The organism is uncultured Virgibacillus sp. (assembly GCF_947495635.1).
GTDB classification, from domain to species: domain Bacteria; phylum Bacillota; class Bacilli; order Bacillales; family Amphibacillaceae; genus Virgibacillus; species Virgibacillus salarius.
Genome location: NZ_CANMAB010000099.1, coordinates 1 through 15,581 on the forward strand (window position 1 = coordinate 1; position 15,581 = coordinate 15,581).

At 38.5% G+C, this 15,581-nt stretch carries 9 protein-coding genes, 1 pseudogene and 1 riboswitch; of the genes and pseudogenes, 8 read left to right on the plus strand and 2 right to left on the minus strand.

Translation table 11 applies throughout. The annotated features are described in order from the left end of the window. Positions 1–214 precede the first annotated feature (214 nt). The gene (glcD, locus tag Q1A47_RS16955) at positions 215–1,627 is read left to right on the plus strand and encodes a glycolate oxidase subunit GlcD (protein ID WP_121604703.1); all 1,413 of its coding nucleotides are present in this window, start codon (positions 215–217) and stop codon (positions 1,625–1,627) included. Continuing rightward, a complete protein-coding gene (locus Q1A47_RS16960) occupies positions 1,627–3,000 on the plus strand; it encodes a (Fe-S)-binding protein (protein ID WP_051388448.1) in 1,374 nt (457 codons plus the stop codon). The genes glcD and Q1A47_RS16960 overlap by 1 nt, the downstream gene beginning before the upstream one ends. Before the next feature lie 405 nt (positions 3,001–3,405). Here the strand turns inward: Q1A47_RS16960 and Q1A47_RS16965 are convergent, their stop codons facing one another. Continuing rightward, positions 3,406–7,686 (minus strand): S8 family peptidase, encoded by a 4,281-nt coding sequence (locus tag Q1A47_RS16965; RefSeq protein WP_166530957.1) that lies wholly within the window; start codon positions 7,684–7,686, stop codon positions 3,406–3,408. A gap of 862 nt (positions 7,687–8,548) precedes the next feature. On the opposite strand from Q1A47_RS16965, the gene Q1A47_RS16970 reads away from it, so the two are divergent. The 4 genes and pseudogenes from Q1A47_RS16970 to ribE (Q1A47_RS16985) all read left to right on the plus strand — a co-directional run bounded on the left by Q1A47_RS16970 (position 8,549) and on the right by ribE (Q1A47_RS16985) (position 12,810). Then, positions 8,549–9,835, plus strand: coding sequence for a globin-coupled sensor protein (locus Q1A47_RS16970; RefSeq protein ID WP_166530958.1), 1,287 nt, complete (start codon positions 8,549–8,551; stop codon positions 9,833–9,835). A 671-nt stretch (positions 9,836–10,506) separates the two neighbouring features. Beyond that, positions 10,507–10,654: riboswitch (FMN riboswitch) on the plus strand. Positions 10,655–11,072: 418 nt separating this feature from the next. Continuing rightward, entirely contained in the window at positions 11,073–11,717 is a 645-nt protein-coding gene (ribE, locus tag Q1A47_RS16975; protein ID WP_026682778.1) for a riboflavin synthase, read from the plus strand. A 12-nt stretch (positions 11,718–11,729) separates the two neighbouring features. Next, a pseudogene (gene ribB / locus Q1A47_RS16980) lies at positions 11,730–12,317 on the plus strand (3,4-dihydroxy-2-butanone-4-phosphate synthase); the annotation flags it as partial. Positions 12,318–12,345: 28 nt separating this feature from the next. Further along, positions 12,346–12,810 (plus strand): 6,7-dimethyl-8-ribityllumazine synthase, encoded by a 465-nt coding sequence (gene ribE / locus Q1A47_RS16985; protein WP_026682777.1) that lies wholly within the window; start codon positions 12,346–12,348, stop codon positions 12,808–12,810. Between the two features lie 351 nt (positions 12,811–13,161). Here the strand turns inward: ribE (Q1A47_RS16985) and Q1A47_RS16990 are convergent, their stop codons facing one another. After that, complete coding sequence (locus tag Q1A47_RS16990) at positions 13,162–13,290, minus strand: hypothetical protein (RefSeq protein ID WP_299632517.1); 129 nt, start codon at positions 13,288–13,290, stop codon at positions 13,162–13,164. Between the two features lie 35 nt (positions 13,291–13,325). Between Q1A47_RS16990 and Q1A47_RS16995 the strand changes: the two genes are divergently transcribed. Together Q1A47_RS16995 and Q1A47_RS17000 are read left to right on the plus strand one after the other, a co-directional pair. Beyond that, the gene (locus Q1A47_RS16995) at positions 13,326–13,541 is read left to right on the plus strand and encodes a hypothetical protein (protein WP_034679653.1); all 216 of its coding nucleotides are present in this window, start codon (positions 13,326–13,328) and stop codon (positions 13,539–13,541) included. Between the two features lie 13 nt (positions 13,542–13,554). Further along, entirely contained in the window at positions 13,555–15,423 is a 1,869-nt protein-coding gene (locus tag Q1A47_RS17000; RefSeq protein WP_166530959.1) for an ABC-F family ATP-binding cassette domain-containing protein, read from the plus strand. The last annotated feature ends 158 nt before the right edge of the window (positions 15,424–15,581 follow it).

Sequence of the window (15,581 nt, forward strand, 5' to 3'; positions counted from 1 at the left end):
CTTTATTAAAAAAACTTGAAAATCATCAAGGAACAACTCTATGCATTTTTAAAAACAGCAATTATGAAATTGATTCAACTAAAATGTGTTAAACTTTTTGTTCATATGTATAAAGGAATTCGCTTACTAAGAAAAATATTTGTGCAATCGCACATATATTTTTCTTTTATTATTTCATAAAATAGAAGTATGATGACAAATTAGGAGAATGTATATGTTACATATGAATGTAAAAGAAAAACTGGTTTCCATTGTTGGAGTGGAAAATGTGGAAGATAATAATGCTAGCTTATTAGCTTATTCCTACGATTCTACTGCAAGATATCAAGCACTTCCTGATGCTATGGTCGCTCCGCGTAATAAACAGGAGGTAGCGGCAGTTGTCAAGCTCTGTAACGAGTATAAAATCCCAATTGTACCACGTGGTTCAGGAACGAATTTATGTGCAGGTACAACCCCAACAGAGGGGGGAATCGTTTTGATATTCAAGCACATGAATCAGATCTTAGAGATTGATCAAGAAAATTTAACGATGACCGTTCAACCAGGTGTTTATACAAAAGAAATTTTGGAGGCAGCCATAGAAGTTGGATTGTTTTATCCACCCGATCCTGGTTCGATGCATATTTCTCAGATTGGTGGCAATATTAGTGAGAATTCCGGTGGTCTTCGTGGACTCAAATATGGGGTAACGAGAGATTATGTTCTTGGTCTAGAGGTTGTGCTCCCTAACGGTGAAATCATTCGAACAGGTGGAAAGCTAGCTAAGGATGTTGCTGGCTATGACTTAACCAGATTATATATAGGTGCTGAAGGAACGCTTGGTGTCATTACGGAAGCGATCCTGAAATTAATACCACAACCCGAGACAAAAAAGACAATGCTTGCACTTTATGAGGATTTAGAAGCTGCTGCAGAAACGGTTTCCGCGATTATTGCTAACCGAATTATTCCTGCAACGTTGGAATTTCTTGATCAAGCAACAGTTCAGGTAGTTGAGGATTTTGCAAAAATTGGGTTACCAACAGAAGCAAAAGCCGTTTTGTTAATTGAACAAGATGGTGCAGCAGAAGTAGTTGCTCGCGACATGGAGAAAATAGAAGCGTTATGTAAGGAAAATCGAGCGTTTGATGTTCAGGTAGCAAGGACTAATGAGGAAGCAGATCAATTAACTGCTGCAAGGAGATCAGCTTTATCAGCTTTGTCACGATTAAAGCCAACCACCATATTAGAGGATGCAACAGTCCCGCGTTCAGAAATTGCAGAAATGGTAAAAGCAATCGGTAAAATAGCAGAAAAATATCAATTAAACATCTGTACATTCGGTCACGCAGGAGATGGGAATTTACACCCGACGTGCTTAACGGATGCTCGAAATGAAGAAGAAATCGAATTAGTTGAAAAAGCATTTGCGGAAATCTTTCAAAAAGCAGTGGATCTTGGTGGGACAATTACTGGTGAGCATGGAGTAGGTATGATGAAGCTTCCATATTTACATTTGAAGGCTGGTGAGCATGGAGTGGAAGCGATGCGTAGCATTAAAAAAGCGATTGATCCAAATATGATTATGAATCCGGGTAAAATGTTTGAGGCCACTGAAAGAAAAAGAGTGGTGGTTGAACAATGATGGATAAACAGGAAAAAAAGCAAATTCAGTCAGCATTCAAAGAAAAAATGGATTACGATGAATTAATGAATTGTACCAGGTGTGGTTTCTGTTTACCAACTTGTCCAACGTATATTGAAACGGGAAGAAATGAGGTCCATTCACCTAGAGGTAGGATTGCATTAATGAAGGGGCTTGTAGATGGTGTTATTGAGCCGAGTGAAGAAGTGAAGCAATCCATTGATATGTGTCTTGGTTGTAGGGCATGTGAACCAGTTTGTCCTTCTGGTGTGAATTTTGGTAGATTGTTAGAGCAAGCTAGGGATGCGATTTATCAAAATAAAAAACAAACCGTACCTGAAAAAGTTATGAAGGGTATCTTTTTTAAAGGTATTTTTCCACATCAAAATCGAATGGTAGGGCTAACGGGATTATTGAGTTTTTATCAGAGGTCAGGTGCGCAGAAGCTAGCACAGGCAACAGGTATAATGAAGCTATTTCCTGAAAGTATGCGTACAATGGAAAAGGTGTTGCCAAAAGTTCCGAAAAAAAGTGAAATGAAGGCTCGACCACGCCACTTACAGCCACTAGTAAAGGAACGAAAGAAGAAAGTTGCCTTTTTCTCTGGTTGTTTAATGGATACAATGTTTATGCGCACAAATGATGCCACCGTAAAATTGTTACAGTATGCAGGTTGTGAAATTGTCGTTCCTGATACGCAAGCATGCTGTGGTGCTCTACATGGTCATAGTGGGGAATTGAAACAAGCAAAAGAAATGGCAAAACGTAATATTCAGGCATTTGAAGTAGCGGGTGTTGATTTTATTATTACCAATGCGGGAGGCTGTGGTGCCTTTTTAGTAGAATATGATCATCTCCTAAAGGATGATCCTGTATGGAGTGAACGTGCGAAAAGTTTTTGTGCTAAGATTAAAGATATAACAAGTATATTAATTGAATTAGATTTTCATAAACAACCGCTTGCGCTTGAGAAAAAAATTATTACCTATCAAGACTCTTGCCATCTGAAAAATGGACAAAAGACGTTTATGGAGCCTAGACAATTACTTGAGTCTATCGAAGGTGTTCGGTATGTAGAAATGAAGGATGCAAGCCGATGCTGCGGTTCAGCAGGTATCTACAATATTGTACAATCGGAAATGTCTATGCAAATTTTAGATTACAAAATGGAGCAGGTACAGAAAACAGAGGCAAAAATGATTGTTACTGCTAATCCAGGTTGTTTATTGCAGATGAAGCTTGGGATTGAGCGTGAAGGATTATCTGATGAAATGCAAGCTGTGCATATCGTTGATTTACTACTTGAAGCATATGAGAATGCGAATGCTACAAACGAATCAAGTAATCAACAATTTTTAGCTATGCAGACATAAGAACAAAAGTGCTAGCGCCAAATTAGAAACGTAATGACTGGAGCGAGCTAAAGGAGATAAAATATCTCCTAGACTACAAAAAAGGAGCTGTCACTTCAAAAAGACAGCTCCTTTTTCTAATCACGGAAATATGCGATATTCCGTGGGAAAGAGTTAGACCTTTTACTACATCTTCTTTATACTATTTTTCATCTCATAGAATATCATAGAATATTAGCATTTTCCGTCATTTCCACTTTACATGGCTTTGGATCAATCTCCTTTCCATAACGTTTGCTCCAAAGGAGATGATTCCGTCGTCATTTATCTCCTATATAACTGGCAGTACTCCACTCGCTTCAAGCAATAAAGGGAAACCATTATTGGTAAGTGGGGGGATAAACAAAACCCCCACTGAAAGAAGTCTCAATTTATAAAGAGTTTTCCGTTTGCCTGTTGACGATTAGTATTTCCATATTCATCTTCAACCTTAACTTCAATAACAGCTCCTTGTGCACGTAGGTTATTGATTGCTGTCCAAAAGCCTTGATAATGGCCATCTGATGTTTCTATCATGGGCAATTCGGTTACATTTGCAAGTCCTAAGGGTTCATTAACCAGTGGCATATGAATAAGAAAAGAAGCTTTAAGACCTGGAACACTATCAAACTCGATATGAACGGATTCTCCTGTTTCAAGAAATACGTCATCCTCCGGATTAAGGTGATTAATAGATGGAATGGTATGGTTTACGTCAACTGTAATGGTTTTCTTGACCTGATTTCCGCTTCTATCTTTTGCAATGACTTCGATTAGATTTTCACCATTGTTTACCATAACCCGTTTTGTGTAATTACCATCGTCCGAAACCGTTGCTTGTTGTCCATTAACTGTGACAACATCAAGATTACCAACGGATACTGTACCTTCAACAGTTATAACTTCTCGATTTGTTTTTTCTCCATCCTTAGGAGAATCAATTGTTAGGGAAGGTTCTTTGCTGAACGTAACAGTAACCGATTCTGATTCACCTACGGGCTGACCGTTGTATAAAGAGACGATAGTAAGCTCATTTTCTCCTTCCGTAAGCACTGTATCTATTGTAAAGGATCCGTCTTCAGCAACCTCCACTGATTCACGTTCTTCATCGTTATTCATAAGCTGTGCAATGGTTCCTGGAGAGGCGGTACCCTCGATTGTGAGCTGTTGCTCATTGGTATCGTAATCCGCTTCCGGTGATGTGATTACAGGTGTTGCAAAATCAGGAGTGTCTTTTCCATAATCAACCACAGCACGTATCATATAGTTACCTATATTATCGTTTGCTTTGAACCATTTTCCGCCAATGTAGTCCCAGCTTTTTCCCGCAGCATTTTCAATGTCACCATCTGAAACAAATCCAGGAATAAACGGATAGTCATTTGCTTGAAGGTAAACGACATAGAAATCATCCTCAACGACAATGCCATGTTGCGAAAGGTCTACTTCTGTCCATTGATTTAAATCTCGTTTTGCTTTTGCTTCAATTGGTCCCGCTAATCGATTTCCAGGAGCTCCATTTTCACCCGTGGCATCATAAATTGCGATCAAAATATCATCTCCACCAGGTACAGGGACGTGAGATGCCCAAAATTGGAGCTTTGCACCTGTTAGCATAGCGGATTCCTTTCCTTCATCTAAAGCCATTTTTACAGCAAAGCCATTGCCTTCTAAGAGCATGGCTAGATTTTTACCATAGTCTCCATTGTCATAATAAATTTCTGACGTCTCATTGCTGGAGAACGTTGTTAATTCAAAGTCTAGCTGGTTTGCCTCATTTTCCTTCACCAGTACAGACTTAGCTTCACCATCATATCCTTCTGCAAATACTTTTACTGTATAAGCACCCTCATAGGCTTGCAAAGTATAGGTACCATTTTCGCTAGATTTAACAGGTTCCGCATGCTCGTCTTCCAATAGAAAAATGGTTGCATTTTCAATTTTATTACCGTTTTTATCTGTAATTGTTCCCGAGATTTCCTGCTTAGGTAGCGGCTCTAAGGAAATTGTCGGAGAAATATCCCCATTCTCAGATAACGTCACAGTCTCTGTTACCGGGCTATATCCATAGGCATTAACGGATAGTGTGTAATCACCGGGTGGGTGATGAATGATAAATTCTCCATTTTTAGGATTGGATTTTGTTTCCCATCCAGTTTCTTCTACTCCAATGGTAGCTTCACCTACGGGTAAGAGATCTGAATCATTGGTTGCTTGTAAAGTAGATATTGGATAGGATAAATGTTCCTGCATATCCTGCATAGTCGTTTTCATCGTTCCAGATGTTTTCATGTTTTGCTTCTCGTTTTTTTGTGCACGATCGTTTGTTAGACGAACATCGTCAAGATACCATCCAGCAAATTGATTATCCTGTGACTTTAAATTAAACCCAATATAAATCTTTTCTCCTGCATAGTCAGATAAATCAATTCCTGTTTCGTGCCAGTTGTCATTCGATTCTGTAATATGATACAATTCTTCCCAATTTTCCTTGTCAGTAGAAACATATATTGTTCCTGTATCCCAGCCGAAATAGCTTAACTCGTACCATTGTTTAAAGCGCAGTTGTGTTCCGTTCTCTGGAAGAATTGGTGGCATAACCATCGTCATATCTGAATGCATTTCATATTGTCCACGAAGATTTGTGCCCAGTAATTTTCTACCAGAGGCCGCTTCTTCTGGTCCGTAGCTTGGTAGTCCCCATTCCCAGGAATTATTAGTACCAAAGGAATACCAGCCGTCTGGATAAGATTCAAAGTCTTCTGAGTAGCCATCCGTTATACCTTCCTCTATACGAACCAATTGAGGTTCACTTTCTGTTACATTTCCACTGAAATCTTCGACTCTCCACCAATAATGTAGTGACGTACCTGAAATATCTTCTAGTGGCACAACAGAAGTATACGAACCACTTTGATGGTTTCCTTCAATTATAGCAGCTGGATAGCTACGTTCTGTATTATTGTCATACTGTACATGTAGTGTAACATCATTAACACTTGTATTATCTTCCGCATGTACCGAAAAAGAAGCATTTTCATTTAAAAACACAGCTTCTCTGAGTTCTGATTCTACTGTTGGAGCTTGATCATCTTGTCCATACGTCTGAACCTGTCCTGTAATTGTGCCTATTCCTTGTTCAACAGCTTCTACTGCATCGTCTACATTTAGAATACCGTACCCATAACCATTATTTGGGGCATTTGTATACTCCTCATTCGTTTTTTCCGTAGCAGTTAGCTTTAAGATATTTTCTATCTCATCAACGGTTAAAGAAGCATCGACTTGCTTCATTAATAATATTGCAGCTGCAACATGTGGGGCGGCCATAGAAGTACCGCTAGACTCCCCATAGTCAAATGTATCCCATGATGCACCAGGTAGAGAAGAACGAATGGTAACTCCGGGAGCAGAGATATCTGGTTTTATTTCACCTCTCTCTGACGGTCCTTGAAGAGAGAACGATGCTAAATCATCATTTGCATCAGTAGCACCGACAGCAATGGATTCTGGATAATTCGCTGGTGCTGAAGCTGTACCAGGCTCTGATGGATTCAAGAACCCTGCATTTCCTACAGAGAATATAGGAACGATTCCAGCACTGCGCCATGCCTGTACCATTGGTCGAAACCAGTCATTGTTTATTGGGCTACCACCCCAAGAGTTATTTACCACATCTGGAGCTTTTTCCGGATGAGGCTCACCGTTCTCATCTGTTGGGGCTAGTATCCATTCTGCGGCTTCCAAAATATAAGAGTCATAGCCTGTTCCTTGATAGAATGCTCTGGTAGCAATCCACTTTGCACCTGGAGCGACACCGATTTTATTTTGTCCACCTTCCTCTTGACCAACCATCGTGCCCATGGTATGCGTTCCGTGGCCATCTGAATCCATTGGACGTGAGCGATCAAAAACAGCGTCATGCCAATTGAATTCATGAACTGGTTGATCGGGATCAACTTCTTGATAACCTCTGTATTGTCTGGTTAAAGCTGGATGATTACCTTCTACTCCACTATCAATATTTGCAACGACGGCACCCTCTCCAGTTATATTTCTTTCCCAAACTTCCGGTGCTTCTATTCGCTCAATATTCCATTCGGTATCCTCTGACTGGTTGTCTGTTTGTTTTACGGCGAACGTATTATCCTCTTCAATAGGAAGAAGTTGCTGTTGTTCATCCAGTATGATCGATTTTACCTGCTTAGATTTAGCGATTCTTTCCACTGATTTCTCATTTCCGGTAACAGAAAAGGCATTAACAATGAAATAGCTGTGAAATTGCTTGATGTTCCCCGATTGTTTTTGTTTTTTTAGTAAGGACTTTAGATCCTGTTGCGTTTTTTCGGCATTTTCTTGTAATGCAGACACAACGGTCCTTTGTTTGAGTTGTTTTGCCTTAGCGGTAGAAAGTTTTGCTTGTATTGCTTCTTTTTTTGCACTTTCTGCTAGCTGTACAGTATTGACCTGATCCTTAAGAATAACTAGATAACGCACATAATCAGTTTTATCAAATGTTTTTACTAGCTTACTTTGTATTACTTGACTAGCAGACTCGCGCTTATCTTGTTGGGCAAAAACATGTGATAGATATGGCGTAGCTAATGTGATAAGTAAGATACAGGTTAGCAGAACGGCAATATATTTCCTCATGGGAAATTGCTGCATTTTTTCTCCTCCTTTTTTTGGTATAAATTCCCCCTAGTTCCATTGGTAGTTGTCTCTAACTATATATGGAGAGTAGTGTAGAACTTTGTCAATATTTGTCTTAATTTTAAAAATGATAGTTTTGTAGCTATTTTTCCAAAATTTTTCGTAGTTCTTTTCTCCTGCTTCATTGTAGTGAACAGCGTGTAAACGTGAATACATTAATAATCTTAGGTCACTAACATTTACCAGGTTTTTAAACGGTTATTGATAAATAAACCATTGGTATTAGTTTCGCAATTTGATTTCATGCAATTATTTCTTTATTAATGAAAATAGGGCATCATATGTGTTTCGTTTATCCCGCATATAAATTCAAGCAATAAAGGAAACCAATATGTTTAAGTAGGGGATGGACTGCCAGTCAATGTCCGATTGGTTCAAAGGCCTTAGGTCATATCCTTGAAAGATAAGAAGTATAAAATTTGCCCATGTGGATAAATATGGGCGTGTTGAGCCACATCCAGCTCCAGCACCCAGAAACGAGGTGACTTCACGAATCTCCCTAATCTAAGTCATCATCGGCTTGCAAGCTCATCGTAATTTCTTTATCTCCGTTGACTCGCTCCAGTCCCTACGGTTCTAATCAGGCGCTTTCGCTTTTGCTCTGGAACTAACTTTCGGTGGAGGATAAAACAACACCCCTAACTCATTGAATTTTCACTTTATAAACATTTATACTCGCGTGAAAATAGACTATCTAGTAAATTAGGGCTGAATTAACCATAAAAACTACAAGTCGATCGAAGGGATCGTTCACTAGACTGAAAATAAGTAACTATTTTGCCGATATTAACCCTATACAGATAGGGGGAAACAATTGATGTTAAGAAATACCAAAAAAACTACCACACGTCAATTAGAAGGTGGACAAGCCAAGCTTCAAATAGAAGCTGGTAGTGAAGTAGAGAGACAATTTCAGATGATTGGACTTACGGAGGCCGATTTACGAATAATTCATTGTACGCAAGAATATGTCGTAGAAAATCTGGATTTTATGGTTGATAGATTTTATCAAAATCTAGAAAATGAACCTGCTTTACTACAAATTATTAATCAACATAGTTCTATAGAAAAACTAAAGCAAACTTTAAAAAGACATATCTCGGAAATGTTTACAGGGGTAATCAATGAGGAATATTTCTCCAAACGACAACGAATCGCTTTAATACATGTACATATCGGACTTGATACAAAGTGGTACATGTGTGCCTTTCAAGACCTGTTCTTGTCATTGGTGACAATAATAGAGAAGAACATTAACTCAAAAGACGAATGTTTCCTAGCAATTCGATCCATTTCAAAAATAGTAAATTTAGAGCAACAGCTGGTATTGGAAGCATATGATGCGGAAACAGAGCGGATAAAAAAACAAGCAGAGGAACAAAAGCAATTAATACGAGAAAATGTAGCACATGCATCGGAGAATCTTGCGGCCATATCGGAAGAAACAAATGCTGCGTTCCAACAACTGAGTTCACAATCAGATGAAATTGTATTAATTGCGAATGCTGGGTCAGAGCTTTCATATTTAGCAGAGAAGCGAGCGACAAATGGTAAGCAGCAAGTAAACGAACAGAAGGAAAACATGTCGACAATTCATTATTCTATACATAAGCTTGCTAGTGAGGTGAAGGCTTTAGCAGATATATCAAAAAAAATGCAAGGAATTATTGATATTGTAACGGGGATCGCTGATCAAACAAGCCTGCTTTCTCTTAATGCTTCAATTGAGGCTGCACGAGCTGGTGAGCACGGTCGTGGATTTGCAGTCGTGGCAGAAGAAGTTCGGAAACTTGCAGATGAAACAAAAAGATCAGTCACAAATGTGTCAACCCTTATCTCGAATACAGATCAACAAGTAGAAAAATTAACTGGATCATTATATAAAATTAGCGAAGAAATCGAAAATGGAAACGATACGTTTAAAGAATCGGAAACGCATTTTGCAGAGATTGTTAATACGATGAAAAAAACCAGGATTCAAAATAATAAGATTGAAAAAGAGTTTATTTCATTTGTGAACGTATTGGATGAATTAGGTAAAGCAATGGACGAAGTGGCTTCTTCAGCAGATAATCTTACGATGATTACTAGTGAAATGCAATAGCAAGGAAGGTACTGTAATAATTACTATTTTATGGTGTGACCCATTTATTATATAACCATATATTTATTTTTTATCCCGCATATAACTGGCAGTAAGTCCCCACTTCAAGCAATCAAGTGAAACCAATATGGATAAGTGTGGATCAACTGCCAGTAAATGTCCGATTGGTTCACCTAACCATCCGTGAGGATAACAAACCCCCCACGGATGGAAGTTTCACTTTATCCCGCATATAACTGGCAGTAAGTCCCCACTTCAAGCAATCAAGTGAAACCAATATGGATAAGTGTGGATCAACTGCCAGTAAATGTCCGATTGGTTCGGGCCTAAATGGAAGTAGGTCACAAAGGCGTTGCCACAGGATGTGGCGAATGAAGCCTTTGTACGTATATGTTTTAAAAACAGATGGAAGCTTCACTTGATTTGATTACAGAAGTACGAATATCTATAGTTAAATGAATGCTTACACAACTTTAGGAAGCTATAAAGATGATGGGGGAGAAAAATATCTCCTTGCATTTTTATATAAGTATTGATAATATTTAAGCAATAATCCTTAAGGAAAGTGGAAGGATTTTGGTAGGAACTTGGCGGTGGTTTATAGGAACCAATAAATGCCCCTATAATAATAAAAAGTTACTACCGTAATAAGGAAAATATAATATAGTAGTTATTTCCTTCGGGGTCGGGTGAAATTCCCAATCGGCGGTGATGAAGTTATTTACTTCTTAGTCCGTGACCCGTGCGGCATAATGCCAAACGGTGGATCTGGTGTGACTCCAGAGCCGACAGTTAAAGTCTGGATGGGAGAAGGAATTTTTGACGCAGCATGTTAGCAAATAGGATACGTATGCTATTTGCCAACGTTTTTTTGCCATTCATATTTTCAATGGCTTATTTACGTATACATGTGGTGACGAAATTCTGTCCTCAAAGCCTCTGAAGCGAAATTCAGAGGCTTTTTTCGTAGTCTAGTAAATTTGTCCATATGGATAAATTTGGGCGTGTTGAACCGCGTCCAGCTCCAGCGCCAAGAAACGATGCGACTTCACGAATCGCCCTGCGATAAGTCATCATCGGTTCGCAAGCACAACGTGATTCCTTTATCTCCGTTGACTGGCTCTAGTCGCTACGTTTCTAATCGTGCGCTTGCGCTTTTGTTCTACTGGTTGGAAAGATAAAACCAGTATAAGTTCGATCTAGTACGCTTCAATTTTAGGAAAAAGGAGTGAAATTTATGTTTACTGGAATTATTGAAGAGAAAGGTGTCATTCGCTCCATAAAGCAACCATCTAAACAGGCAATCTTTTTAACAATTACTGCCAAAAAGGTGATCATGGATATGCACGTTGGTGATAGTGTTGCTGTTAATGGGACTTGTCTAACAGTTGCTGCATTTGATGATATTGGCTTCTCTGCTGAGGTGATGCCAGAGACAATGAAAGCTACCTCTCTAAAGGAACTGACGAAAGGGTCTGAAGTGAACCTAGAGAGGGCGATGGGAGTTAACAGTCGATTTGGTGGACATTTTGTTTCTGGCCATGTTGACGGTACTGGAACGATTATTCAGAAATATCAAAAGGAGAATGCCATTTATTATGACATTGAAGTGGATAAGGAACTAGAAAGATATTTACTAAAAAAGGGTTCGATTGCAGTCGATGGTGTAAGCTTAACACTATTTCAAGTTCGTGGGAATGTCTTTACGATATCATTAATTCCTCATACAGCTTCCGTGACTATTTTAGGAGATAAAGGCAAGGGGAGCTTGGTGAATATAGAGTGTGATATGCTCGTGAAACATGTAGAGCAATTGCTTTCCCATTCTACTGATTCAAGGAAGCTTGATCATAATTTTCTTAAACAAAAAGGTATTATCTAGGAGGTGCCATAAATGAACACAATTGAAGAGGCTATCGATCAATTAAAGACAGGGAGACCTATCATCGTTGTGGATGATGAACAGAGAGAAAATGAAGGAGATTTAGTAGCACTATCTGAACTGATCACTCCTGATACGATAAACTTTATGATCACCCACGGTAAAGGCCTGGTTTGTACATCGATTGAGTCAGAAGTAGCAGAGCGAGTTGGACTTTCTTTAATGACATCAAACAATAACGATCCGCTATCAACAGCCTTTACAGTCAGTGTAGATTATAAGGATACAACTACTGGGATAAGCGCACATGAACGCTCAACGACAATTCGTGCCTTAGTTAATAAATTTGCAATGAAAGAGGATTTTAAACAGCCAGGTCACGTATTTCCTTTAATTGCTAAGGGTGGAGGTGTTTTAACACGTCCTGGACATACAGAAGCTTCCGTGGATTTAGCAAAACTTTGTGGAGCAGCCCCATCAGGAGTTATCTGTGAAATAATTAAAGAAAACGGCATGATGGCGAGAGTGCCAGATTTAGAAAGAATGGCTGCCAAGTTTAACTTATGTATGATTTCTATTGAAGATTTAATCAATTATCGATTAATGATAGAAGAGGAGTGTAAGCAAAATGGGACATATATTGGAAGGTAATCTTGTAGGAACCGATTTAAGAATCGGTATTGTTGTAAGTAGGTTTAATGACTTTATTACTAGTAAACTTCTCGAGGGGGCTGAGGATGCCTTAATTAGACATGGTGTAGCAAAGGAAAATATTACGATTGTTTGGGTTCCTGGAGCATACGAGCTTCCATTAATTGCTAAGAAAATGGCTCTGAAAGCAGACTATGATGCCATTATTACTTTAGGAACAGTTATTCGAGGCTCGACACCTCATTTTGATTATGTTTGTAATGAAGCAGCAAAGGGGATATCTCAAGCATCCTTACAATCCGAGAAGCCAGTTATTTTTGGTGTCTTAACAACGGAGTCCATTGAGCAGGCAATTGAACGTGCTGGTACAAAAGCAGGTAATAAAGGAGCGGAAGCAGCGTTATCAGCTATAGAAATGGCAAATTTACTTCGATCATTATAAAACGATATATCAAAGCAAGTAAGCAACTTCTCAGAAATAGTTAGAGGAGTTGCTTTGCTTATTTTGCTATTTCTCTTTCTTACTTTATTCCACATAACTGGCAGTAAGCCCCCACCTCAAGGAATAAAGTGAAAGCAATATGGATAAGAAGGTGTTCAACTGCCAGTAAATGTCCGATTGGTTCACCTAACAATCAGTGGTGGATAAACAAAACCACCAACTGATTGAAGTTTCACTTTATCTAAAATAATATCCTTCTAACGTTGGAAAAATCCATAGGGATAGGATAAACTTGTCCGTAGAGGATTTTTTTAATTTATCCCGCATATAACTGGCAGTAAGATCCGCACTTTAAGCAATAAAGTGAACCCAATATGGGTAAGTGTGAACAACTGCCAGTAAATGTCCGATCGGTTTAAGGGCCTTTAGGTCATACCCTTGTGGTACTAACCATCCGTGGGGAAAAACAAAACCCCCCACGGATGGAAGTTTCACTTTATATATAAAAAATATGAATGATAAAAGATCTTGTGTTCACAGATATGGGGGAGATTATTATTAAGCTATTATTAGGACAATTAGTTATCATTGCTGTTGTATGGACGGGAATGGCTTTTTTCTTTTCAGAGATGGCTGAGCCAAGTAAAGTTATTTTCTACCTTGTAACTTCTTGGATGCTATTGTTAATTGCTATTATTATTAAAACATGGTTAAAGAATCGAAAGAGTTGAAGGATGATCGAGAATGCTAACCGTTGAAAATATAACGAAATCATTTGGTGATAAAATATTATTTCAATCTGTTTCCTGTATCATTGCTGCGCATGAACGAATAGGGTTAATTGGAGTAAATGGTACCGGGAAGTCTACATTCCTTAAAACAATCGCAAAACTTGAGTCACCAGAACAGGGTACGATTCAGCACGCAAAAGATTATCAAATTGAATACTTAGCCCAAGATCCAGATTTAGATGGGGATTTGACAGTGATGGAGCAGATTTATTATGGTAATTCGTTAATTATGCGTGTGATGCGCGATTATGAGCGAGCATTGCTGGATTTACAACGTGATCCAACAAGTGAAAAAGCGCAATCAAATTTGCTTGTGATGCAGCAGAAGATGGATGAGGCAAATGCGTGGAAAGCAAATACAGCAGCCAAAACGGTCCTAACGAAGCTAGGCATTACAGAATTTAATAGAAAAATAAATGCGTTATCTGGGGGACAAAAAAAGCGAGTGGCCATTGCCAAAGCCTTAATTCAGCCTGCTGATCTCCTCATTTTAGATGAGCCGACGAACCATTTGGATAATGAGACGATTGATTGGCTTGAGAGGTATTTACAATCATATCGTGGCTCCCTATTAGTAGTTACACACGATCGATACTTTTTAAATCGTGTGACGAATCGAATTTTCGAATTAGACAAAGGAAAGCTTTATTCGTATGAAGGGAATTATGAGATTTTTTTAGAAAAAAAGGCAGAGCGTGAAGCGCTGGAGAGAAGTAATGAGATGAAGCATAAAAATACGCTACGCAGGGAGTTAGCGTGGTTAAAGCGTGGAGCTAAAGCTCGTTCGACAAAGCAAAAAGCAAGAATTGATCGTGTTCATGAGATGAAGGAAAAAACATTTGACACGAATGAGCAAGCCATTGATGTACCCGTAGGATCTGTCCGATTAGGGAAAAAAGTAATAGAGCTGAAGGAAGTAGATAAGTCCTTTGCCAATAAACAAATCGTAACCAAATTGAATCAATTAATTGTTCCTGGAGACAGATTAGGTATTGTAGGTCCAAATGGGTCTGGGAAAACGACGTTGCTCGACTTAATGGCACAGCGTATTACACCAGATAATGGAGAAGTTATTATTGGTGAAACAGTGAAAATCGGCTATTATACACAGGGTGATGAAGAGCTTAACGGTGAAATGAGAATCATTGATTATATAAAAGAAGTAGCTGAAGTTATCCACACAAAAGACGGGGCGATTATTACAGCTGAGCAAATGCTCGAACATTTTTTATTTTCTCGAACACAACAGTGGACGTATATTCGGAAGCTATCAGGTGGAGAAAAACGTCGTCTCTATTTATTGAAAATATTAATGGAAGAACCAAATGTTTTATTTTTAGATGAGCCTACCAATGATTTAGATACGCAAACATTAAGTGTATTAGAAGAGTATCTCGATCAATTTCCTGGCGTCGTTATAACAGTTTCACATGATCGATACTTTTTAGATCGAGTGATTGACCGTTTATTAGTTTTTACGGAAAATAATCGTATAATACCTTACTATGGAAACTACACGGACTATCTAGAGAAACAGAAGGAAATACCGATGACCCAAAAGCCTGTTGAAAAAACAGAAAAAGTAAAGCCGAAGAAACAGAGGAAAAAACTTTCCTATAATGAGCAAAAAGAATGGAATGAAATTGAAGATGTTATTACAGCATTGGAAGAAGAACTGGAAAAGATCCAGGATAACATTGTAAATGCTGGAAGTGATTCAGAAAGAGTCCAAGTATTATTTAACGAACAGCAAGAGATAGAAGCCAAATTAGAGGCAAAGATGGAACGTTGGGAAGAGTTATCATTATTAATTGGTGAATAGAACCTACCTGCAATGAGGTGCATCCCTAAAGTTAGACCAAATATCTAATTGCTAGGGGTGTTTTTTGTTGTCTAGGAAAATTCACTATCGTTGCATTAAACAAAAACAAAAATGTCAAGTATTAATTAATTTCAAATAAATGTAATTAAAGGGAATTT

Bases quoted from the DNA above. Each gene is read 5' to 3' on its own strand.
- Q1A47_RS16960 (WP_051388448.1), top strand. From the start codon at position 1,627: ATGGATAAACAGGAAAAAAAGCAAATTCAGTCAGCATTCAAAGAAAAA.
- ribE (WP_026682777.1), top strand. From the start codon at position 12,346: ATGGGACATATATTGGAAGGTAATCTTGTAGGAACCGATTTAAGAATC.
- Q1A47_RS16995 (WP_034679653.1), top strand. From the start codon at position 13,326: ATGATAAAAGATCTTGTGTTCACAGATATGGGGGAGATTATTATTAAG.
- glcD (WP_121604703.1), top strand. From the start codon at position 215: ATGTTACATATGAATGTAAAAGAAAAACTGGTTTCCATTGTTGGAGTG.
- Q1A47_RS16965 (WP_166530957.1), bottom strand. From the start codon at position 7,686: ATGCAGCAATTTCCCATGAGGAAATATATTGCCGTTCTGCTAACCTGT.
- Q1A47_RS17000 (WP_166530959.1), top strand. From the start codon at position 13,555: ATGCTAACCGTTGAAAATATAACGAAATCATTTGGTGATAAAATATTA.
- Q1A47_RS16970 (WP_166530958.1), top strand. From the start codon at position 8,549: ATGTTAAGAAATACCAAAAAAACTACCACACGTCAATTAGAAGGTGGA.
- ribE (WP_026682778.1), top strand. From the start codon at position 11,073: ATGTTTACTGGAATTATTGAAGAGAAAGGTGTCATTCGCTCCATAAAG.